Source organism: Pseudomonas sp. PVC-3-1 (genome assembly GCF_057444315.1).
Window position 1 is genome coordinate 6,367,880 of sequence record NZ_CM172023.1, and the last position, 21,066, is coordinate 6,388,945.

Sequence of the window (21,066 nt, forward strand, 5' to 3'; positions counted from 1 at the left end):
CAGATGATTTACAACTTTTACACTTTCTCCCTGTCAGAAGTAGGGGTATGGCGGTTGTATCGATCTGTTGCAAATCATTATCATTGGCAAATTATCGAACCTGATGGAACCGGCCCATGCTGCTGCACATTCCTGGCGTCTTCACCCGCGATGAGGTGACGCGCATCCGCGCCGCCCTGGAACAGGCCGAATGGGCCGACGGCAAGGTCACCGCCGGTTACCAGTCGTCCCGCGCCAAGCACAACCTGCAACTGCCGCAGGACCACCCGCTGGCCCGCGAAATCGGCGAGGCCATGCTGCAGCGCCTGTGGAGCAACCCGCTGTTCCAGTCGGCTGCCCTGCCGAGCAAGGTTTTCCCGCCGCTGTTCAACTGCTACACCGGCGGCGGCTCGTTCGACTTCCACATCGACAATGCCGTGCGCGACACCCAGGGCGGCCGCGAACGGGTGCGCACCGACGTGTCCTCGACGCTGTTCTTCAGCGACCCCGAGGACTACGACGGCGGCGAACTGGTGATCCAGGACACCTACGGCACCCAGCAGGTGAAGTTGCCGGCCGGCGATCTGGTCCTCTACCCCGCCACCAGCCTGCACAAGGTCAACCCGGTGACCCGCGGCGCGCGTATCGCCTCGTTCTTCTGGACCCAGAGTCTGGTGCGCGAGGACAGCCAGCGCGCCCTGCTGTTCCAGATGGACCAGTCGATCCAGGCACTGACTCGCGACGTGCCGGACCACCCGGCGCTGATCGAGCTGACCGGCACCTACCACAACCTGCTGCGCCGCTGGGTGGACGTCTGACCCGCCATGAGTTTCGTCCTGCGTCGCACTGAAGAAATCAATGTCGAAGACCTCACCGGCCAACTCGCCGACGATCCGCGGCAGACCGCCCGGCTGATCCTGGCCGGCGCTCGTGAAGGGGACGTCGAGGCCCAGGCGCTGCTCGGGCAGATCCTTCTCGACGGCCATGGCATCGAACAGGACGTCGGCCTCGCCCTGACCTGGTTCGGCATCGCCGCCGAGCGCGGCCACGCCATGGCGCGCAACATGCTCGGGCGCTGCCTGGAGCACGGCTGGGGCTGCGAAAAGGACGAGGCCGGCGCCGCCCGCCATTACGCGATCGCTGCGCAGCAGAAGCTCGACTGGGCCATGTACAACCTCGCCAACCTGCTCTCCACCGGCCGCGGCGTGGTGCGCGACGACGCCCGCGCGCTGGCGCTGTACCAGAGCGCGGCGGCGTTGGGGCATGCCAAGTCGATGAACCTGGTCGGGCGCTTCCACGAAGAAGGCCTGGTGGTCCCGCGCGACCTGGATACAGCCCACCAGTGGTACCGCCGGTCGGCCGAGGCCGGTGACTTCCGTGGTCAGTTCAGCCACGCCTCGGTGCTCGCCGAGCGCGGCGACCTGCCGGCCGCGCGCATCTGGCTGGAACGGGCGCTGGAAGGCGGCAACCTCAACTTCCTGCGCGTGGCCCGCCAGCAGCTCGCCGCCTCCATGCCGCCGAGCCTGCGCGAGCTGACCCTGGCCTACTTCCAGCGCGCCGCCGAACTGGGCGACGAGTCGGACCTGCGTCACCTCGCCGAGCAGATGGGCGTCGCCTGACGCCCCTTGACGTAATTTTCACGCCCGCCCTGCTAGCTTTGCCGGCTAACCTGGTTGCCGGAGCGTTCGGCAGCCGCCTGGCAACGACGAGGCGCAAGTGTCGAACACCACATCCCCCGTAGCGCGCAAACGCGTGGACTGGGCCGCCCTGGGCTGGCTCCTGCTGTTCTTCTGGTACTTCTCCGGCGTTACCCAGGCGCTGATCCTGTTCAGCGGCACCACCGGCTTCGCCGGCTTCCGTGACGCCTTCTTCCTCAGCAGCCTGTGGCTCGCACCGCCGCTGCTGCTGCCGCGCTTCACCAAGGGCATCGCCGCACTCATCGGGCTGGTGCTCTGGGGTGCCTCGCTGGTGGGCCTGAGCTACTTCGGCATCTACAAGCAGGAGTTCTCGCAGAGCGTCATCTTCGTGATGTTCGAGTCGAACACCGCCGAAGCCGGCGAGTACTTCAGCCAGTACTTCAGCCTCTGGCTGTGCCTGGCATTGCTGGCCTACACCGTGGTCGCCATGGTGCTGTGGAAGCGCATCCGCCCGATCAGCATGCCGGCCTATGCCCGCGTGCCGCTGGCCGTGCTGCTGGTCGTGCTGAACCTGTTCTACCCCTTCTACAAGCAGATGGTCACCCAGGAACGCACCTTCGCCCAGGCGGTGGAAAAGGTGCAGTCGCGCATGGAGCCGGCGGTACCCTGGCAGTTGGTGGTCGGCTACGTCCAGTACCGCCAGCAGCTGGACAACATGCAGAAGCTGCTGCAGCAGAACGCTTCGCTGCCGCCCTTGCAGAACCTCAAGGACAGCAGCGGTAACGAGCCGCGCACGCTGGTCCTGGTGCTGGGCGAATCCACCACCCGCCAGCACATGCACCTGTACGGCTACGGCCGCGACACCACGCCGAACCTCGACGCCCTTGCCGCCAGCGGCCAGGGCCTGACCGTGTTCCAGAACGTGGTTGCGCCGCGCCCGTACACCATCGAGGTGATGCAGCAGATCCTCACCTTCGGCGATGAGCAGAACCCGGACCGGTTCCTCACCGATCCGTCGCTGATCAACCTGATGAAACAGGCGGGCTACAAGACCTTCTGGATCACCAACCAGCAGACGATGACCAAGCGCAACACCATGCTCACCACCTTCTCCCAGCAGACGGACGAGCAGGCGTACCTGAACAACCAGCGCAACCAGAACGCGAGCCAGTACGACGGCGTGGTGCTGGACCCGTTCGAGAAGGCCCTGAAGGACCCGGCGCAGAAGAAGTTCATCGTGATCCACCTGCTGGGCACGCACATGGACTACCGCTATCGCTACCCGGACGAGTTCGCCTACTTCAAGGACCGCCAGGGCGTTCCTTCGGCGCTGTCGGATGACCAAGTGGAAACCTACAACTTCTACGACAACGCGGTTCGCTACAACGACTTCGTGGTGTCGAGCCTGATCAAGCGCTACTCGGCAGCCAACGCCAACGGCTTCATGCTCTACCTCTCCGACCATGGCGAAGAGGTCTACAGCTCGGGCAACCACGACCGCCTGGGCCGCAACGAGATGGACCCTACCCGGCCCATGTACACCATTCCGTTCATGGTCTGGACCTCGCCCAGCTGGCAGGCCGAGCACCCCCGCGACCTGCAGGCGGTGGCCAATCGCTCGTACAGCAGTTCGCACCTGATCCACACCCTGTCGGACCTCGCCGGCCTGAGCTACGACCGTTACGAACCGGCCAAGAGCCTGGTGAACCAGCAGTTCGCCGCCGCCCCGCGCTGGATCGGCGACCCGTACCGCAAGGACGGTCTGCACGAGTTCGACAAGCTGCCGATGGACCAGGCCGCACCGCAGCAGGACATCGCCACCGAGAGCAAGGCGCCGACCACCGCGCAGGCACCGGCGAAGGCGCAACCCAACGAGGGTTGAGCCGTTGCCGATGCCATGAAAAACGCCCCGCACTGCGGGGCGTTTTTCATTCTGCAGACGAGAGTGCGCAGGCTCTTTGTAGGAGCGAGCTTGCTCGCGAACCGCCCATCGCAGCGGGACCAGAGCGTTCGCGAGCAGGCTCGCTCCTACAGGTGGCGTGCAGCTTTGCTTTTCTTCCTGGGCGCAGGATTTCGCGGACAAGGTCCGCTGCGCGCAAAAAGAAACAGCCCATAGGTGAGCTTGCCTCTCTATTAGCCATGAATGTGCGGGCCCTTTGTAGGAGCGAGCTTGCTCGCGAACCATCTATCGTCGCGGGGCCAGAACGTTCGCGAGCAAGCTCGCTCCTACAAGTTGCGTGCGTCCTGGGCGCGGGAATTCGCGGACAAGGTCCATTCCTACGGCGCTCGTGCGCGCCCAAAGAAAAAGCCCCGCATCAAGCGGGGCTTTTTCGGCACGAGCCAGGTCTTACAGGTAGAAAGCTTTCAGCGGCGGGAACCCGTTGAATTCCACCGCGCTGTAGCTGGTGGTGTAGGCACCAGTGGACAGCCAGTACAGGCGGTCGCCAGCGGCCAGGTTCAGCGGCAGGCCGTACTTGTAGTGCTCGTACATGATGTCCGCGCTGTCGCAGGTCGGGCCGGCGATCACCACTTCTTCCAGCTCGCCCTTCTTCTCCACGTGAATCGGGAACTTGATGGACTCGTCCATGGTTTCGATCAGGCCGGAGAACTTGCCCACGTCGGTGAACACCCAGCGCTCGACGGCGGTACGCGACTTGCGCGCCACCAGCACGACTTCGCTGACCAGGATGCCGGCGTTGGCAATCAGCGAGCGGCCCGGCTCGAGGATGATTTCCGGCAGCTCGTCACCGAAGTCTTCCTTGAGGAAGCGGATGATCTCTTCAGCGTAGGTTTCCAGGCTGTTGGTCTTGGCGATGTAGTTGGCCGGGAAGCCGCCGCCCATGTTGATCAGCTTCAGCTCGATGCCGTCTTCTTCCTTCAGGCGCTCGAAGATGACCTTGACCTTGGCGATGGCCGCGTCCCAGACACCGATATCACGCTGCTGCGAACCGACGTGGAAGGACACGCCGTAGGGCACCAGGCCCAGGTCGCGGGCCAGCACCAGCAGGTCCATGGCCATGTCGGACTGGCAGCCGAACTTGCGCGACAGCGGCCAGTCGGCCGAGGTGGAACCCTCGGTGAGGATACGCACGTAGACCTTGGAGCCCGGCGCGGCCTTGGCGATGTTGCGCAGGTCGGCTTCGGAGTCGGTGGCGAATAGGCGCACGCCCTTCTCATAGAAATAGCGAATGTCGCGAGCTTTCTTGATGGTGTTGCCGTAGCTGATCTGCTCGGCGCGCACGCCGGTCTTCATCACCTTGTCCAGCTCATAGATGGAGGCGATGTCGAAGTTCGAACCCTTGTCGCGCAGCAACTCGGTGATCTCGGTGGCCGGGTTGGCCTTCACCGCGTAGTAGATCTTGGCGAACGGGAAGCAGCCGGTCAGCTGGTCGTAGGCATCGGCGATGGTCTGCTTGTCGATGACGACGAAGGGGGTTTCCTGCTTGTCGGCAAACGCCTTCATACGCTGGAAGGTTTCGGGGGCGAAGTAATCCTCGACCTTGATGGACATGGTTGGGACTCCAAATGGCAGAACAGGTTATTCGTAGGGGTGAAGCTGAACGTCGAATCCGTTTCCCCACTTTGGTTCGCCTACTTCCCAAGGCATGTCGCCGAGTATCACCGGTACCGGTCAATGGCGCCGGTGCCTCTCGTCGTCAGTACTTGAGCCGGATGGATCGTTTCCAGCATGGACGTTCGGGCGCGAACTTTAGGACCTGAAGTTCGTGAGTTCAACCCTGAATTGCCGCTTTTTTACATCCCTTTGTCGCACTGCCGGTTGACTGTTTTGGATACTCAACAAAATGCACGGAATACCGCACAGAACGGGGCTTTCGACGGGTTTCTGCATCATCGTCCTACTTCGATTAACGACCGATGACAGAGGGGGGAGTTCAGCGATTTGGGATGGGTGGTGCAGAGGAGAGTTTGCGAGCGCAATGAACGAGCTTTTGTAGGAGCGAGCTTGCTCGCGAACCTGGCCCCGCAGAAGGAAACCGGGTTCGCGAGCAAGCTCGCTCCTACAGGTAATGCCTTAGGAAGCCTGCGCCACCTCCGCCGGCGACACGATATTGGTCTTGCGCCCGCGGGAACGCCCGGAGCTCAGGTAATCCGCGATCGATTCCTGCGTCACCTCCCCGAGGAACTGCCCTTCCGCATCCAGTACAGGCAGCCACGAACTGTTGAACTCGTACATGCGCGACAAGAGGATGCGCAGGTGCTCATCGTGGCTGGCGGTGACGCGGAACTCGTTGAGGAAGTCGCTGCACACACCATCTTTGCGGCGCATGTCCTTGCGGCGCACGTAGCCCAGGCCCCTGCCGTTGGCATCCACCACGACGAGGTAACGGCGATCGTCTTCTTCCATCTTCTCCAGCGCTTCGGCCACCGTGGTCTGCGGACTGGCGGTGACAATGCTGCTGTCGGCGGCATCCTCGGCACGCACCAGCAGCAGACGCTTGAGCGTGCTGTCCTGGCCGGTGAAGGCGCTGACGAACTCGTCCGCCGGGTGCGCCAGCAGGGTGTCCGGATGGTCGAACTGGAGCAGGCGGCCGCTCTTGAACACCGCCACCTTGTCGCCCAGCTTGATCGCCTCGTCGATGTCATGGCTGACCATGATCACAGTCATGCCCAGCTTGCGCTGCAACTCGAAGAACTCGTTCTGGATTGACTCGCGGTTGATCGGGTCCACCGCGCCGAACGGCTCGTCCATCAGCAGCAGCGGCGCGTCGGCCGCCAGCGCGCGGATCACCCCGATGCGCTGTTGCTGCCCGCCAGAGAGTTCACGCGGGTAGCGCGACAGGTACTGCTTGGGTTCGAGCTTGACCATGGACATCAGTTCGCGCGCCTTCTCCTTGCACTTCTGCTTGTCCCAGCCCAGCAGGCGCGGCACGACCATGATGTTTTCCTCGATGGTCATGTTGGGGAACAGACCGATCTGCTGGATCACATAGCCGATGTGCCGGCGCAGGGTCACTTCGTCCAGCTCGCGGGTGTCCTGGCCGTCGATCAGCACGCGCCCGGAGGTGGGCTGGATGATGCGGTTGATCATCTTCAGCGTGGTGGTCTTGCCGCAACCGGAGGGGCCGAGGAACACGCAGATCTCACCCTTCTCCACGGTCAGGCTGACCTTGTCCACGGCGCGGAATTCCTTGCCGTCCTTGAGGGTGAAAGTCTTGGTCAGTTGGTCGAGTTCGATCATGTTCAGTCTCCTGTCTGCGGGCGCAGGCCCTTCGGGGTGAGCGCACGCTGCAGCCACTGCAGCAGCAGGTCGGCGGCGATGGCGAGCAGGCTCACCAGAACCGCGCCGACCACCAGCATGGGCATGTTGGATTGGCTGATGGAATTGAGGATGAGCACGCCCAGGCCACCGGCGCCGATCACCGCGGCGATGGTCATCACGCCGATGTTCATCACCACGGCAGTGCGCACACCGGCGAGGATCACCGGCACGGCGATGGGGATGTCGACCATCCACAGGCGCTGCCAGAAGGTCATGCCGATGCCTTTGCCGGCCTCGCGGATGCCGGGTTCGACGTTGGTCAGCGCCAGGTAGGTGTTGCGCAGGATCGGCAGCAGCGAATAGAGGAACACTGCGGTGATCGCCGGCAGCGGCCCGAGACCCTGGCCGATCTTCGAGTACAGCGGCAGCATCAGGCCGAACAGCGCGATGGAGGGGATGGTCAGCACCACGGTAGCGGCGCCCTGCAGCGGTCCGGCGAGCCACTTGAAGCGCGTCATCAGCACGCCCAGCGGTACGCCGACGACGATGGCCAGGCCCACGGCGATGGACACCAGCATCAGGTGCTGCAGCGTCAGTTGGACGACCTGTGCCCAGTCGAGGCGGGAAATCACGGTCATGAAGTCCATGTCAGTTCTCCTCCCCGGCAGGCTGTTTCTGAGTGGTCTGCGCGCGGTCGCCGATCAGTTGGTGTTCACGCAGGAACTGCTGCGCGACGCGCTGTACCGGCTCCTGCTGGATGTCGACCTGGGCGTTGAGCGCCTGCATGGTCTTGTCATCGAGCAGCCTGGCGATGGGGTCGAACAGGGTTTTCAGCTCCGGGTGCTTGTCCAGCAGATCGGCGCGCATCACCGGGGCGGCGTTGTAGAACGGGAAGAACTGCTTGTCGTCTTCCAGAACGCGCAGCTTGAAGTCCTTCAGGCGGCCATCGGTGGTGTAGACGAGGCCGACGAACACCTGGCGATTCTTCAGGGCCGTGTAGACCAGGCCGGCGTCCATCTGGCGCACGTCATCGCGGGTGAAGTGGAAGCCGTACAGCTCGCTCATCGGCGCGAGGCCATCGGGGCGGCCGGCGAATTCCGGGTCCATGGCGAACAGGTGGGTCTTCTTGTCGCCCTGCTCCTTCATCACCCGGGCGAGGTCACTGAGGGTACGCACTCCGAGCTGTTCGGCCTGCTCCTCGGGCATGGCCAGGGCGTAGGTGTTGTTGAACGGCGCGGGCGTGGGCCAGACCAATCCCTTCTTGCCGTCCAGTTCGCGGACCTCGGCCAGGGATTGCTCGGCATCCAGCTTTTCCGTGACCTTGTTGTAGACGATCAGCGACGAGCCGGTGTACTCCCAGACCAGGTCCAGTTGGCCGCTCTGCTGCGCGCTACGCGCCAGGGTGCTGCCCAGGCCGTTGGTAACCTTCACCTCGTAGCCCTTGCTCTGCAGGTACTGCGCGGTGATGGCGGTGAGCAGGCGCTGTTCGGTGAACGGCTTGCCGCCGATACGGATCACATCCGCCGCATGGGCAGTACCGATTGCGGCGGCCAGCAGCAGGCCCAGCGCGCCGAGCAGGCGTCGTGTCATGCGGGCTCCTTTCAAACAATTCCCTCTCATTTCGCCAGCCCCCGTTCCAGGAAGCCGCGGCTGAACAGCACCACCAGGCCGTCGAGTACCAGCGCCAGCAGCGCGGTGCAGACGGCGCCGAGCAGCAGCTTGGACTGATCGTCCAGGGCAATGCCGGGGAAGATCAGGCTGCCCAGGCTGTTGGCGCCGATCAGGAAGGCCAGCGGTGCAGAGCCAACGTTCAGCGCCAGGGCGATGCGCACGCCGCCCATGATCAATGGCACGGCGTTGGGCAGTTCGACGCGCAGCAGCACCTGGCCAGGCGTCATGCCGATGCCGGTGGCCGCTTCCTTCAGCGAGGCCGGCACGGCGCGCAGGCCTTCGTAGGTGTTGCGCACGATGGGCAACAGCGAAGCGAGGAACAGCGCGAGAATCGCCGGACCATTGCCGATCCCGACGATCGCCAGGGCGATGGCCAGTACAGCCAGTGGCGGGATGGTGTTGCCGACGTTGAATATCTGCATCAGGCGCTCAGCCTGTCCTTGCAGCGCGGGCCGGCTGAGCAACATGCCGGCGGGGATGCCGACCACGATGGCGGCGAACATGGACGCGAACACCAGGACCAGGTGCGCCTGCAAGTAGAACAACAGGTCTTCGCGGTACTGCCACAGAGTGGCGGGGGTGATCCAGTGGATCAGCAAAGCCAGCACAACGACTGCAAAGCAGACGCCGAACAGGGCCTTGCCCGTGGTGGACTTCACCATGGTTGGGGGACTCCCTTCGGGTGCGCGGCGACTGGCATCGCCACGCTCACTTGACGCTCGGCCCCGTCCAGAAACCTATCTGGGACCGCGATTAAACGCGACGAGAATCAAGTACTTGCACAAGGCTTTCAGGGATTGTCGTCGCGAAGGGGTGGACCCCCGTGCGTGCCGTTACGTTCAATAAAATTGCCATCCTTGTGCCATCGCACGGCCGCGCATTCGGCTTCAGCCCCCATGGTCCGGGGGCTGTGGCGGACAAACTTTTTTTCGAGAAAAGTTGCGATCGGGCTGAACCATCGCCCTGTGTCACTTGCCCAACGGCGGATGCGCCCGGCGAAACGCACGCAGATTCGCTCAGCGGTTATCATCGGGATTCTTTCGCGTGCCCCCGACCCATGGATAGGTCACTCGGGGCCGGCGTTCTTGCCTACCACGGAGATCCATCGCCATGCTTGACCTGGCCGCGGCGTTCATCGCGCTGACCACCCTGCTCACCTACGTCAATTACCGCTTCATCCGCCTGCCGCCGACCATCGGCGTCATGGCCACCGCCCTGATCTTTTCCTTCATCGCCCAGGGCATGTCGCTGCTGGGCTACCCGGTGCTGGAAGTCGAGATGCAGCAGATCATCAGCCGCATCGACTTCTCCGACGTGCTGATGACCTGGTTCCTGCCCGCCCTGCTGTTTGCCGGCGCGCTGCATGTGAACCTCGCCGACCTGCGCAACTACAAGTGGCCCATCGGCCTGCTGGCCACCTTCGGCGTGCTGATCGCCACCACGGTGATCGGCTACCTGGCCTACTACACCTTCGCCCTCTTCGGCTGGCACGTGGACTTCATCTACTGCCTGCTGTTCGGCGCGCTGATCTCGCCCACCGACCCCATCGCGGTGCTGGGCATCCTCAAGTCCGCCGGCGCACCCAAGCCGCTGGCCACCACCATCGTCGGCGAGTCGCTGTTCAACGACGGCACTGCCGTGGTGGTGTTCACCATCCTGCTGGGCATCCTCCTGGCCGGCGAAACGCCCACCGCCTCGACGATTGCCTGGCTGTTCGTGCAGGAGGCCATCGGCGGCATCCTGTTCGGCGCGGCGCTGGGCTATGGGGTGTTCCTGATGATGCGCGGCATCGACCAGTACCAGGTGGAAGTCATGCTGACCCTGGCCCTGGTGATCGGCGGCGCGGCGCTGGCCGCGCGGCTGCACGTGTCGGCGCCGATCGCCATGGTGGTGGCCGGCCTGATCATCGGCAACCAGGCGCGGCACTACGCCATGTCCGACGAGACGCGGCGCTACATCGACAAATTCTGGGAGCTGATCGACGAGATACTCAACGCACTGCTGTTCGCCCTGATCGGCCTGGAACTGCTCCTGCTGCCGTTCAACTGGCTGCACGTGGTGGCGGCGTTCACCCTGGGCGGCGCGGTGCTGATCTCGCGCCTGCTCACCGTCGCCCCGGCCATCGTCGTATTGCGGCAGACCGAGAACGGCCGCCGCCAGGTGCCGGCCGGGACCATCCGCATCCTCGTCTGGGGTGGGCTGCGCGGCGGCGTCTCGGTGGCCCTGGCGCTGTCCCTGCCGCTGGGCGAGCAGCGCGACCTGATCCTCAGCCTGACCTACGTGGTGGTGCTGGTGTCGATCCTGCTCCAGGGCCTGTCCATCGGCCCGCTGGTGCGGCGCATCTACAAAGGCGCCGAACCGGTCGCCGACAGCGACCACTGACAGCGCCCTCCAGGGTCCTTGAGCCTTGCGTCGCCGGGTCTGCCGGCGACGCCTCGATTCAGGCTATAATCCCGCGTTTTTCGGGCCGCTCGCTGCCCGTCTTCACCGAATCGACCAGGCATCCATCCATGAGCATCCAAGCCGCCGAAGTCGCGAAGCGCCGCACGTTCGCGATCATTTCCCACCCCGACGCCGGTAAGACCACCATTACCGAGAAGCTCCTGCTGATGGGCAAGGCGATTGCCGTCGCCGGTACCGTGAAGTCGCGCAAGTCCGACCGCCACGCCACCTCCGACTGGATGGAGATGGAGAAGCAGCGCGGCATCTCCATCACCACCTCGGTGATGCAGTTCCCCTACCGCGAGCACATGATCAACCTGCTCGACACCCCCGGCCACGAAGACTTCTCCGAAGACACCTACCGCACCCTGACCGCGGTGGACTCGGCGCTGATGGTGCTCGACGGCGGTAAGGGCGTAGAGCCCCGTACCATTGCCCTGATGGAAGTCTGCCGCCTGCGCGACACGCCCATCGTCAGCTTCATCAACAAACTCGACCGCGACATCCGCGACCCGATCGAACTGCTCGACGAGATCGAAGCGGTGCTGAAGATCAAGGCCGCGCCGATCACCTGGCCGATCGGTTGCTACCGCGACTTCAAGGGCGTGTACCACCTCGCCCAGGACAAGATCATCGTCTACGTGCCGGGCCACGGCCACGAGCGCATCGAAACCAAGATCATCGACAAGCTCGACTCGGACGAAGCGCGCGCGCACCTGGGCGACCTCTACGACAACTTCCTCGAAGAGCTGGAGCTGGTGCAGGGCGCCTGCCACGAGTTCGACAAGGACGCCTTCCTCAAGGGCGAGATGACCCCGGTGTTCTTCGGTACCGCGCTGGGCAACTTCGGGGTCGACCAGGTGCTGGACTGCATCGTCGACTGGGCCCCGCAACCGCTGGAACGTGGCGCCCACGAGCGCACCGTGGCGCCGACCGAGGAGAAGTTCTCCGGCTTCGTGTTCAAGATCCAGGCGAACATGGACCCGAAACACCGCGACCGCATCGCCTTCATGCGCATCTGCTCGGGCAAGTACGAGAAGGGCATGAAGATGCGCCACGTGCGCCTGGGCAAGGACGTGAAGATCGCCGACGCGCTGACCTTCTTCTCCAGCGAGCGTGAGCAGTTGGAAGAGGCCTTCGCCGGCGACATCATCGGCCTGCACAACCACGGCACCATCCAGATCGGTGACACCTTCACCGAAGGCGAGGCGCTGGGCTTCACCGGCATCCCGCACTTCGCCCCGGAACTGTTCCGCCGCGTGCGCCTGAAGGACCCGCTGAAGTCCAAGCAGCTGCGCCAGGGCCTGCAGGAACTGGCCGAGGAAGGCGCCACCCAGGTGTTCTTCCCCGAGCGCAACAACGACATCATCCTCGGCGCCGTCGGTGTGCTGCAGTTCGACGTCGTCGCCAGCCGCCTGAAGGAGGAATACAAGGTCGAGTGCGCCTACGAGCAGATCAACGTCTGGTCCGCGCGCTGGATCGAGTGCAAGGACGAGAAGAAGCTCAAGGAGTTCAAGGACAAGGCTTTCGAGAACCTGTCCGTGGACGGCGGCGGCCACCTCACCTACCTGGCCCCGACCCGCGTGAACCTGAGCCTGATGGAAGAGCGCTGGCCGGACATCACCTTCCGCGCCACCCGCGAACACCACTGAGTTCGCCGCCCTTTGAAACGCCCGCCTTGTGCGGGCGTTTTTGTTTTCCCTTCCTGGCTTTTTGTAGGAGCGAGCTTGCTCGCGAACCGGACCCCACAGGTTCGCGAGCAAGCTCGCTCCTACAGGCAGGCCTTGCCTCCTCTGCGACCTTTGGCATTGATCTGCACAGGGGATTGGCAATGGGGTTTCATGGCAAGAATTTGCGCAGCGGCCGCCACTCGGTTTCGGGTCAGATTTACTTTGTCACCACCGTTACTCACCAACGTGAGCCATTGTTTAGGGATTGGAGTGCCTGTTGCGCCGCCGCGCGAGAACTTCACAGCCTGGCGCAATCCGATATCCTCGCCTGGGTATTGATGCCGGATCATCTGCATTGCCTGATTCAACTCGACGGCAACTCGCTGGGTGACTTCATGCGACAGCTGAAATCACTCACCGCGATCTCGATCAACAAGGCTCTCAGGCGCACAGGGAAAGTCTGGCAATCGGGCTATCACGACCACGCTCTACGCCGTGATGAAGACCTGAAAGCCGCAGCCCGCTATCTGGTCGCCAATCCCTTGCGCGCAGGACTGGTCAAATCACTTCGTGAATATCCCTTCTGGAACGCTGTCTGGTTGTAACGCATAGCCCTGTAGGAGCGAGCTTGCTCGCGAACCCGGCCCCTGCAGCGGGGTTTGTTCGCGAGCAAGCTCGCTCCTACGAAGAGCAGCACATCATGGATCGAGAGCCCCGGCACTCCAGGTGCTCGAAGGCGCTGTGCCGGTAAACTTGCCCGCGATAGCCCCCTGGGGAATCAGCCGGTCACGGTAACGGGTGGCGAACAATCCACTCTGCGGCGCCCGCAGGATGTGCTCACTGCTTGTGTCGCCAGGGCGCGAAACGATGCGCGCAAAGCGCTCGCCCGCCTCGATGTACTCGCCCAACTCACGCTCGAACACCAGCACGCCGGCAGCTGGTGCAAATACGGTTTCCATGAACCCCATGGGCGTAGCGACGCCCTTCCAGTCCGGCAATGGCCCGGCATCGGTGACCACGCCACGGGCGCCGAGGAAGCGGTACAGGCCATCGGCATCCTGCTGCGCCAGCGCGTCGCTGACGTCGCCCTGGCCACGCAGCTCGACGGTCGCCACCAGGCGCCCGGCGAAGCGCTGCTCGGCCAGCCACGGGGCAATCACTACCTCTTCGAACGCGCCGTCGCCATCGCCTTCCCAGATGATCGCCAGCTCCGCGTGCAGCGCGGCGGCAAGGTCCTGCGCGGCCGGCCAGAAGCACTCGTGGATGTAGACGTACTGCAACGCCTCGTCGTCGGTGTGCAGGTCGAGCACGATGTCCGCCGGCGCGGCCAGCTCGGCCAGGCGCTTCTGCCACAGCGTGAGGTTGTCCAGGGTGCCGCTGGCGGCAGCCGAGGCGATGAAGCCGCGATTGAAATTGCGCGAGGTCGCGTCGTGGTTTCGACCGAGAATCCGTCCCTGGCGGAACTGCCCGATACCGATGGGATTGGCCTGCGGCACAAGCGTCACGCTGCCATTGAGCACGCCGCGCTCGGCGGCATCGCGCAGGCGCGGCAGCAGCTGGTGAAGCACCAGCATCCCGGCTATTTCATCGGCGTGCACGCCAGCCTGCAAGTGCACCTTTGGCCCCGGCCTGCCGCCGTCGATACGCCACGCACGTACGCGCAGCTCGGCACCGGAATCACCGGGTACGGCAAAGGATACGTCCTCGATCATCTGTGCTCTCTCCTCTGTCTGGTCTCTGTCTGCGCTCTATCCAAAAGGCCCGTGGAAATCTTCTTCGTCGCCTCCTAGTATCGAAACCGTTCGCCGCGTACCGGCACCACGCAACACAGGACGCCCGCCCTTGGATATCCTCCGCCAGAAAGCCCAGCGCGCCACACCCGAGGAACGCCGCGATCACCTCGTGCGCGCCTGCCTCAAGTGCCTGGTCGCCGATGGTCACGCGGGCATCTCGGTGCGCCGCATCGCCAAGGAAGCCGGCGTCGCCGTGGGCCTGGTGAACCACCACTTCGGCAGCATCGACGCGCTGGTCGCCCAGGCCTACGAAACCCTCGCCAGCGAGGTCACCCAGGCGCTCTACCAGCAGGTCGATGCGGTCGGCAACGACCCTGCCGCGCGCATGGAAGCCTTCCTCACCGGCTCCTTCTCGCCCCAGGTGCTGGACCCGGATCTGCTCAGCCCCTGGGTAGTGTTCTGGAGCCTGATCCGTCACTCGCCGCCGGTGAACGAAGCGCACGAGCGCGGCTACCACAGCTATCTCGCCATCCTGGAAAACCTCATCAGCCAGCTCGCCAGCGCCGAGGGGTTCCGCGTGGCGCGCCCGCGCCTCGCCGCCATCGGCCTCTCCGCCATGCTCGACGGACTGTGGCTGGAGTGGTGCCTGAACCCGACCAACTTCAGCGCCGCCGACGGCCTCGAACTCAGCCGCTGCTGGGTGGAAGGGCTCCGCCGCGGCGCCTACGCCTGAGGTTTGGCAACGATCTGCTGCGCGTCGGCTGGATGTCGTTGAGCGCCGCCCGCCTGATCCAGCTCTAGCTCGCAAGATCGTAAGGCGAACTATGCATCATCAAACTGCCGTCCTTGCCCTGCGCTTGCCCAACCATGATCGCTGCGCCGGCTTCTGCACCTCGCGGCGAACCGGCGTGGCGCGCTCCAGCACGGCGAACAGCGCCTCGATGATGAAGGTCAGGCAGACGTAGATCGCCGCCACCAGCAGCAGCGGCTCATACACCTGGAAGGTCTGCGCGCGTACCACGTTGGCCGCGCCGAGCAGGTCGACCACGGCGATGGTGGAGGCCAGTGCGGTGGACTTGAGGAGCATCACGCTCTCCCCCGCCAGGGTCGGCAGCAGCAGGCGGATCGCCCGCGGCAGCCACACGCGATAGAGCACCAGCGTGCGGTTCATGCCGAATGCCGAAGCGGCCTCCAACTCGCCGCGCGGCACGGCCTTCAGGCCGCCGCGAACCACCTCGCCGACGTAGGCGCCGACCGAGAGGATCAGTGCGATCACGATGTACCAGAAGCCATCGCGCAAATACGGCCAGAGAAAGCTGCCGCGGATCAGCGGGAACTGCGCGAACAGGCTGCCCAGGCCGTAGTAGAAGATGTAGATCTGCACCAGCAGCGGCGTGCCGCGAATCACGCTGGTGTACGCCAGCGCCAGGCGCGAGACGAGGAAGTTGCGCGACATCCGCGCCAATGCCACAGCCAGTGCGAGCACGAAGCCCAGCGTGGCGGAAATCAGCAGGATCACCAGGGTGGTGCCCAGGCCCTTGAGCAACAGGGCACCGTAGACGAATAGCCAGTGTTCGTTCATCGCCGCGCCTCGCTCAGACCGCCGGAATCCAGCGGCGGAAGCGCCGCTCCAGGTAGCCCGCGAACAGGTTGGAAAGCACGGTGAGCACGTAATACAGCGCCGCCGCGGTGAGGTAGAAGGTCAGGTAGTGACGGGTCGAGCCGGCAGCCTGCTTGGCGGTGTAGAGCAGCTCGTTGGTGCCCACCACGCTGATCAGCGCACTGTCCTTGATCAGGTTGACCCACAGGTTGGCCATGCCGGCCAGCGCGTTGGGCGCCATCATCGGCAACGTCACCCGGCGGAACAGGCCGAAGCCGTGCATGCCGTAGGCGCGCGCCGCCTCGATCTGGCCATAGGGAATCGATTGAATCGCGCCACGGAAGATCTCCGAGGCGTAGGCGCCCTGCACCAGGCCGAGCACGACAATGGCCACCATCATGCCGTTGAGCTTCACCTGGCCGTAGCCCAGCCACTCGAAGAACTGGTTCAGGCCCATGGAGCCGACGTAGAACAGCAGCAGGATCAGCAGCAGTTCCGGCACCGCCCGGCACAGCGTGGTGTAGCCACGCGCGAGCATCGCCAGTGGGCGCGGTCCGCCGATCTTGGCGCTGGCCGCGGCCAGGCCGATCAGCAGGCCGACGAGGAAGGCGCCGACGGAAATCTGCAGGGTGACCAGCAGCCCCTTGAGCAGGGCCGGGCCCCAGCCGGTAGGGCCGAAGCCGATCAGGTCGAAGATGCTTTGCATGGCCGTCTCCAGGATGGGAGGCTCAGGGTCAACCCCGTGCCCGCAGCGGGCACGGGTCCAGCTCACACCGGGATCACTGCTTGGGCGCGACGCTCATGCCGAAGTACTTGTCCGACAGCGCTTTGTAGTCGTCGCTGGCGAGCAGCTTGCCGATAGCCTCGTCCATCTTCGCCTTCAGCTCCGTATCGCCCTTGCGCAGACCGGCGCCGACGCCACGGCCGAACAGTGGGTCGTACTTCACCTCGCCCTTGTTGACGATGCCGGCCGCCTGGGCGTCCGGCGATTTGACGAAGGACGCCACGGCAATGCCGTCAGCCATCATCAGGTCGATGCGCCCGGCAACCAGGTCGGCGTTCACCGAGTCCTGGGTGTCGTAGTAGCGCACGTCGGCGATCTTCTCGTAGTACTTCTTCAGGTAGTTGGAGCTGACGGTGGATATCTGCACGCCGATAGCCTTGCCCTTCAGGCCCTCGGGGCTGATCTGCACATCCACCGCCTGGGGCGCGGCGACGGCCACCGGGGTGTCGTAGTAGGGGCGACTGAAGGCGATCTGCTTCTCGCGCTCGTCGGTGATCGACAGGGAGTTGAAGATCACGTCGATCTTCTTCGCCAGCAGCGCCGGGATGATGCCGTCCCAGGCCACTTCGTCGATCTCGCAGGTCGCCTTCATCTCGGCGCAGACCTTGTGGATCAGGTCCGGCTCGAAGCCGACCCAGCTGCCATCGGGCTGCTTCTGCGAGAACGGCGGATAGGGTTCGGCGGCCAGGGCGAAGCGGATCGTCTCGGCCTGGGCGCTCGCCACGCCGGCCACCAGCATCGCCGCACCCACCATCAGATTGCACAGACCTTTCTTGTTCATCGTGATCCCCTGCATTGTTTTATTTAGTGTTGGGTCACGCTCATCGATGCGCCGACAGCGCGGCATCGGTCAGCGATTCTGGTGCGCGTTGACGAACTGCCGGCAGCGCTCGCTGCGCGGCCGCAAGAAGACCTCCTCGGCGGTGCCCTCCTCCTCGATCAGCCCCTTGTGCAGGAACGCCACATGGCTGGAAACGTCGCGGGCGAAGGCCATTTCGTGGGTAACCAGGATCATGGTGCGCCCCTCCTCTGCCAGCGAGCGGATCACCTTCAGCACTTCGCCCACCAGCTCCGGGTCCAGCGCCGAGGTCGGCTCGTCGAACAACATCACTTTCGGCCGCACGGCCAGCGCACGAGCAATGGCCACGCGCTGCTGCTGGCCGCCGGAAAGGAAGGCCGGGTACTCATGGCGCTTCTCGGCCAGGCCGACGCGCTCCAGCAGCGCCTCGGCGCGTTCGCGGGCCTCGGCCTTGCTCTCGTGGAGGACGAAGGTCGGTGCCTCGATCAGGTTCTCCAGCACGGTGCGGTGCGGCCACAGGTTGAAGCTCTGGAACACCATGCCCAGTTGCGAGCGAATGCGCGTGAGCTGCTTCTGGTCGGCGACCTGTGGCTCGCCATGGCGGTTCTGGGTCAGGCCGATGGTCTCGCCGTTGACGGTGACCGAACCCTGGTTGGGAATCTCCAGCATGTTGATGCAGCGCAGCAGGGTGCTCTTGCCCGAGCCACTGGCGCCGATCAGCGAGATCACCTCGCCCTCGCGGGCCGACAGCGACACGCCCTTGAGCACTTCGAAATCGCCGAAGCGCTTGTGGATATCGCGGACTTCGATCACCGGCCTGGTTGCGGGCGGCTCTGCTTTCTGTAGGAGCGAGCTTGCTCGCGAACCAACCTCGACACCGGAAACATCAAGAGCGTTCGCGAGCAAGCTCGCTCCTACAGTTGATTCGGTACTCGCCGGAAGGGATTCGACGAAGCGGATGATCCGCGCGCAGGCCTCCGCCATGCTCTCGTCGCTCAGCCCGAATGACAGCCGCACGAAACCCTGCGCCTGAGGACCGAAGGCCGCCGCATCGAGCACCGAGACGCCGGTGGCATGGAACAGCTGCCAGGAAAAATCCAGCGAGCTGAGCCCGGTCTCACGCACATCGACCATGACGAACATGCCGGCTTCCGGCGACAGCACCTTCACCCGCGGGCAGTCGCTCAGCGCAGCGACCACCAGGTCGCGGCGACGGCGGTAGATTTCGCGCATCGCCGACACCACTTCATCGTGGCGTTCCACCGCCGCCAGCGCGGCCTCCTGCACAAAGCCCGGCAGACCGTAGAACATGTTCAGCGCGAGGTTTTCCAGGTGCCCGACCAGCGTCGGGTTGGCGACTATCCAGCCGGTGCGCCAGCCGGTCATGGCGTGGGATTTCGACAGGCTGCCGATGCTCAGGGTGCGCTCGGCCATGCCCGGCAATGCGGCGAAACTCTGGTGCTCGCGCTCGAAAGTCAGCCCCTCGTAGACCTCGTCCACCACCACCCAGAGGTCGTGTGCCTCGGCCAACGCGGCAATGGCCAGCAGCTCGTCGCGGCTGAGCACCACGCCGGTGGGGTTGCTCGGATTTGCCAGGAAGATCGCCTTGGTGCACGGAGTGATCGCCGCGGCGATATCGGCGGCCAGCGGGCGGAAGCCATTCTCCGGGCGGGTCGGAACGCCGACCAGCACGGCACCGGTGGCTTTCAGCGTGGCTTCGTAGGTGACGTAGACGGGGTCGAAGGTGATGACCTCGTCGCCCTTCTCCAGCAGGCACATGGCGGCGGCAAACAGGCCGTTTTGAGCGCCGGCGACAACGATGACGTTTTCGGCACCTGCCTTTTGGCCGAAACGCCGCTCATGTAGGGCGGCGATCGCCTGGCGCAGTGCGGGTTTGCCGGCTACATCACTGTAATGAGTGTCGCCGTCGCGCAACGCGGAAACGGCGGCATCGGTGATGAAGTCCGGGGTTGCGAAATCGGGGTCGCCGACGCTGAGCACGATCACGTCGCGGCCGGCTCGCTGGGCGGCGATGGCGGCGTAGTGAATGTCCCAGGCGGCAACGCCGGGTCCGACCATCCTGTCCACAAGCGACGAATAACGCATGCAAGGGCCTCATCCGAATGACGGAATGTCCTGCGAAGGGTCCGCAGGAGCGTGGGGCCACCATAGCCAAGGATGAACGAGTGTTCAACAGCGATTCGCGACAAGTCCTACGTCGTTTTCAGATAGTTCATCCATCTTCCCGCCCGCCTTCGGGTGCTTCATGTCGCATCTTCGCCCGACCAACGGAAACCCGACATCCACTTAACGCCTTCTTAACGAACTTCCCAGTAGCGTTCTCTTACTCCCTGACAGAGCCGGCACGGCCTTTGGAACACCACATGGAAACGCCCTTCCTCCCCTTCTCCCGCCCCAGCATTGGCGAGGAGGAGATCCAGGCAGTCAACGCAGTCCTGCGCTCGGGCTGGATCACCACCGGGCCGAAGAACGCCGAACTGGAGCAACGCTTCGCCGAGTCGATCGGCTGCCGCCACGCCGTGGCGCTGTCTTCCGCCACCGGCGGCATGCACCTGGCGCTGATGGCCCTGGGCATCGGCCCGGGCGACGAAGTGATCACCCCGTCGCAGACCTGGGTATCCACCGTCAACATGATCAGCCTGCTGGGCGCCACGCCGGTGTTCGTCGATGTCGACCGCGACACCCTGATGACCGACGCCGCCCGCATCGAAGCCGCGATCACCCCGCGTACCCGTGCCATCATCCCTGTGCACTACGCCGGCGCCGCCTGCGACATGGACCCGATCGATGAGCTCGCCCTGCGCCACGGCATCGCCGTGATCGAGGACGCCGCCCACGCCGCCGGCACTCTTTACCGCGGCCGCCCGGTGGGCCAGCGCGGTACCGCGATCTTCTCCTTCCACGCGATCAAGAACCTCACCTGCGCCGAGGGTGGCATGTTCGTCACCGATGACGAGGCCCTCGCCAACCGCGTGCGCACCCTGAAGTTCCACGGCCTGGGCGTCGACGCCTACGACCGCCTGACCCACGGCCGCAAGCCGCAGGCGCAGGTGGTAGAGCCGGGCTTCAAGTACAACCTGACCGACATCAATGCTGCCATCGCCCTGGCCCAGTTGCCTCGGCTCGAAGCGATCAACGCCCGCCGCGCCGAGCTGGCCAAGGCCTATGCCGAGCGCCTGGCGCATCTGCCCGCAGAGCCGCTGGCGCTGCCGGATTACCCGCAACACCACGCCTGGCACCTGTACATCCTGCGCATCGACCAGGAGCGTTGCGGCATCGACCGCGACGCCTTCATGCAGGGCCTGCAACAGCGCGGCATCGGCACCGGCATTCACTTCATCGGCAGTCACCTGCACAGCTACTACCGCCAGCGCTATCCGCGCGTGCAATTGCCCAACACCGAATGGAACTCCTCGCGGATCGTCTCCATCCCGCTGTTCCCCGATATGACCCAGGCCGACCAGGACCGCGTGGTCGACGCCATCGAAACCCTGCTTCGGTAACGCCAC

The 21,066-nt window shown here is 64.5% G+C and carries 18 protein-coding genes; 8 read left to right on the forward strand and 10 right to left on the reverse strand.

Features of this window, described 5'->3' with window-relative positions; all coding sequences use genetic code 11:
• The first annotated feature begins 116 nt into the window (after positions 1-116).
• From AC2T4A_RS29345 to AC2T4A_RS29355, 3 genes are all read left to right on the forward strand, one after another.
• Entirely contained in the window at positions 117-797 is a 681-nt protein-coding gene (locus AC2T4A_RS29345; protein ID WP_192224694.1) for a Fe2+-dependent dioxygenase, read from the forward strand.
• A 6-nt stretch (positions 798-803) separates the two neighbouring features.
• Complete coding sequence (locus tag AC2T4A_RS29350) at positions 804-1,598, forward strand: tetratricopeptide repeat protein (protein ID WP_416744800.1); 795 nt, start codon at positions 804-806, stop codon at positions 1,596-1,598.
• A gap of 97 nt (positions 1,599-1,695) precedes the next feature.
• A complete protein-coding gene (locus tag AC2T4A_RS29355) occupies positions 1,696-3,498 on the forward strand; it encodes a phosphoethanolamine transferase CptA (RefSeq protein WP_486742419.1) in 1,803 nt (600 codons plus the stop codon).
• 465 nt (positions 3,499-3,963) lie between these two features.
• On the opposite strand, the gene AC2T4A_RS29360 is transcribed toward AC2T4A_RS29355, so the two are convergent.
• From AC2T4A_RS29360 to AC2T4A_RS29380, 5 genes are all read right to left on the reverse strand, one after another.
• Positions 3,964-5,127 carry a type III PLP-dependent enzyme gene (locus AC2T4A_RS29360; RefSeq protein WP_054906660.1) on the reverse strand — a complete coding sequence of 388 codons (1,164 nt, stop codon included), beginning with the start codon at positions 5,125-5,127 and terminating at the stop codon, positions 3,964-3,966.
• A gap of 522 nt (positions 5,128-5,649) precedes the next feature.
• Positions 5,650-6,816, reverse strand: coding sequence for an osmoprotectant ABC transporter ATP-binding protein OsmV (locus AC2T4A_RS29365; RefSeq protein ID WP_486742420.1), 1,167 nt, complete (start codon positions 6,814-6,816; stop codon positions 5,650-5,652).
• 2 nt (positions 6,817-6,818) lie between these two features.
• Positions 6,819-7,484, reverse strand: coding sequence for an ABC transporter permease (locus AC2T4A_RS29370; protein ID WP_486742421.1), 666 nt, complete (start codon positions 7,482-7,484; stop codon positions 6,819-6,821).
• A gap of 1 nt (position 7,485) precedes the next feature.
• Positions 7,486-8,427, reverse strand: coding sequence for a glycine betaine ABC transporter substrate-binding protein (locus AC2T4A_RS29375; protein ID WP_486742422.1), 942 nt, complete (start codon positions 8,425-8,427; stop codon positions 7,486-7,488).
• A 26-nt stretch (positions 8,428-8,453) separates the two neighbouring features.
• Positions 8,454-9,170: an ABC transporter permease gene (locus tag AC2T4A_RS29380; RefSeq protein WP_478377323.1), complete on the reverse strand. Its 717-nt coding sequence runs from the start codon at positions 9,168-9,170 to the stop codon at positions 8,454-8,456.
• 448 nt (positions 9,171-9,618) lie between these two features.
• Between AC2T4A_RS29380 and AC2T4A_RS29385 the strand changes: the two genes are divergently transcribed.
• The 3 genes from AC2T4A_RS29385 (at position 9,619) to AC2T4A_RS29395 (ending at position 13,225) form a co-directional block, all read left to right on the forward strand.
• On the forward strand, positions 9,619-10,890 hold the full coding sequence (locus tag AC2T4A_RS29385; protein ID WP_037014467.1) for a cation:proton antiporter: 1,272 nt from the start codon (positions 9,619-9,621) through the stop codon (positions 10,888-10,890).
• 128 nt (positions 10,891-11,018) lie between these two features.
• Complete coding sequence (locus AC2T4A_RS29390) at positions 11,019-12,602, forward strand: peptide chain release factor 3 (protein ID WP_017517575.1); 1,584 nt, start codon at positions 11,019-11,021, stop codon at positions 12,600-12,602.
• 179 nt (positions 12,603-12,781) lie between these two features.
• Entirely contained in the window at positions 12,782-13,225 is a 444-nt protein-coding gene (locus AC2T4A_RS29395; protein WP_486742423.1) for an REP-associated tyrosine transposase, read from the forward strand.
• A 93-nt stretch (positions 13,226-13,318) separates the two neighbouring features.
• Here AC2T4A_RS29395 and AC2T4A_RS29400 read toward each other — a convergent pair whose 3' ends face one another.
• Complete coding sequence (locus tag AC2T4A_RS29400; protein WP_486742424.1) at positions 13,319-14,332, reverse strand: M14 family metallopeptidase; 1,014 nt, start codon at positions 14,330-14,332, stop codon at positions 13,319-13,321.
• 130 nt (positions 14,333-14,462) lie between these two features.
• Between AC2T4A_RS29400 and AC2T4A_RS29405 the strand changes: the two genes are divergently transcribed.
• Positions 14,463-15,086 carry a TetR/AcrR family transcriptional regulator gene (locus tag AC2T4A_RS29405; RefSeq protein WP_486742425.1) on the forward strand — a complete coding sequence of 208 codons (624 nt, stop codon included), beginning with the start codon at positions 14,463-14,465 and terminating at the stop codon, positions 15,084-15,086.
• Positions 15,087-15,185: 99 nt separating this feature from the next.
• Here AC2T4A_RS29405 and AC2T4A_RS29410 read toward each other — a convergent pair whose 3' ends face one another.
• The 4 genes from AC2T4A_RS29410 to AC2T4A_RS29425 form a co-directional block, all read right to left on the reverse strand.
• Complete coding sequence (locus AC2T4A_RS29410; RefSeq protein WP_478377326.1) at positions 15,186-15,935, reverse strand: ABC transporter permease; 750 nt, start codon at positions 15,933-15,935, stop codon at positions 15,186-15,188.
• A 13-nt stretch (positions 15,936-15,948) separates the two neighbouring features.
• Entirely contained in the window at positions 15,949-16,659 is a 711-nt protein-coding gene (locus AC2T4A_RS29415; RefSeq protein WP_015475765.1) for an ABC transporter permease, read from the reverse strand.
• Positions 16,660-16,732: 73 nt separating this feature from the next.
• Positions 16,733-17,518 carry a transporter substrate-binding domain-containing protein gene (locus AC2T4A_RS29420; protein WP_416745680.1) on the reverse strand — a complete coding sequence of 262 codons (786 nt, stop codon included), beginning with the start codon at positions 17,516-17,518 and terminating at the stop codon, positions 16,733-16,735.
• A 69-nt stretch (positions 17,519-17,587) separates the two neighbouring features.
• A complete protein-coding gene (locus AC2T4A_RS29425) occupies positions 17,588-19,642 on the reverse strand; it encodes an aminotransferase class I/II-fold pyridoxal phosphate-dependent enzyme (RefSeq protein WP_486742426.1) in 2,055 nt (684 codons plus the stop codon).
• A 278-nt stretch (positions 19,643-19,920) separates the two neighbouring features.
• Between AC2T4A_RS29425 and arnB the strand changes: the two genes are divergently transcribed.
• The gene (gene arnB / locus AC2T4A_RS29430) at positions 19,921-21,060 is read left to right on the forward strand and encodes a UDP-4-amino-4-deoxy-L-arabinose aminotransferase (protein ID WP_486742427.1); all 1,140 of its coding nucleotides are present in this window, start codon (positions 19,921-19,923) and stop codon (positions 21,058-21,060) included.
• The last annotated feature ends 6 nt before the right edge of the window (positions 21,061-21,066 follow it).

Bases quoted from the DNA above. Each gene is read 5' to 3' on its own strand.
- AC2T4A_RS29410 (WP_478377326.1), bottom strand. From the start codon at position 15,935: ATGAACGAACACTGGCTATTCGTCTACGGTGCCCTGTTGCTCAAGGGC.
- AC2T4A_RS29380 (WP_478377323.1), bottom strand. From the start codon at position 9,170: ATGGTGAAGTCCACCACGGGCAAGGCCCTGTTCGGCGTCTGCTTTGCA.
- AC2T4A_RS29370 (WP_486742421.1), bottom strand. From the start codon at position 7,484: ATGGACTTCATGACCGTGATTTCCCGCCTCGACTGGGCACAGGTCGTC.
- AC2T4A_RS29360 (WP_054906660.1), bottom strand. From the start codon at position 5,127: ATGTCCATCAAGGTCGAGGATTACTTCGCCCCCGAAACCTTCCAGCGT.
- AC2T4A_RS29395 (WP_486742423.1), top strand. From the start codon at position 12,782: ATGGGGTTTCATGGCAAGAATTTGCGCAGCGGCCGCCACTCGGTTTCG.
- AC2T4A_RS29345 (WP_192224694.1), top strand. From the start codon at position 117: ATGCTGCTGCACATTCCTGGCGTCTTCACCCGCGATGAGGTGACGCGC.
- AC2T4A_RS29365 (WP_486742420.1), bottom strand. From the start codon at position 6,816: ATGATCGAACTCGACCAACTGACCAAGACTTTCACCCTCAAGGACGGC.
- AC2T4A_RS29420 (WP_416745680.1), bottom strand. From the start codon at position 17,518: ATGAACAAGAAAGGTCTGTGCAATCTGATGGTGGGTGCGGCGATGCTG.
- AC2T4A_RS29375 (WP_486742422.1), bottom strand. From the start codon at position 8,427: ATGACACGACGCCTGCTCGGCGCGCTGGGCCTGCTGCTGGCCGCCGCA.
- AC2T4A_RS29415 (WP_015475765.1), bottom strand. From the start codon at position 16,659: ATGCAAAGCATCTTCGACCTGATCGGCTTCGGCCCTACCGGCTGGGGC.
- AC2T4A_RS29385 (WP_037014467.1), top strand. From the start codon at position 9,619: ATGCTTGACCTGGCCGCGGCGTTCATCGCGCTGACCACCCTGCTCACC.
- arnB (WP_486742427.1), top strand. From the start codon at position 19,921: ATGGAAACGCCCTTCCTCCCCTTCTCCCGCCCCAGCATTGGCGAGGAG.
- AC2T4A_RS29425 (WP_486742426.1), bottom strand. From the start codon at position 19,642: ATGCGTTATTCGTCGCTTGTGGACAGGATGGTCGGACCCGGCGTTGCC.
- AC2T4A_RS29390 (WP_017517575.1), top strand. From the start codon at position 11,019: ATGAGCATCCAAGCCGCCGAAGTCGCGAAGCGCCGCACGTTCGCGATC.
- AC2T4A_RS29400 (WP_486742424.1), bottom strand. From the start codon at position 14,332: ATGATCGAGGACGTATCCTTTGCCGTACCCGGTGATTCCGGTGCCGAG.
- AC2T4A_RS29350 (WP_416744800.1), top strand. From the start codon at position 804: ATGAGTTTCGTCCTGCGTCGCACTGAAGAAATCAATGTCGAAGACCTC.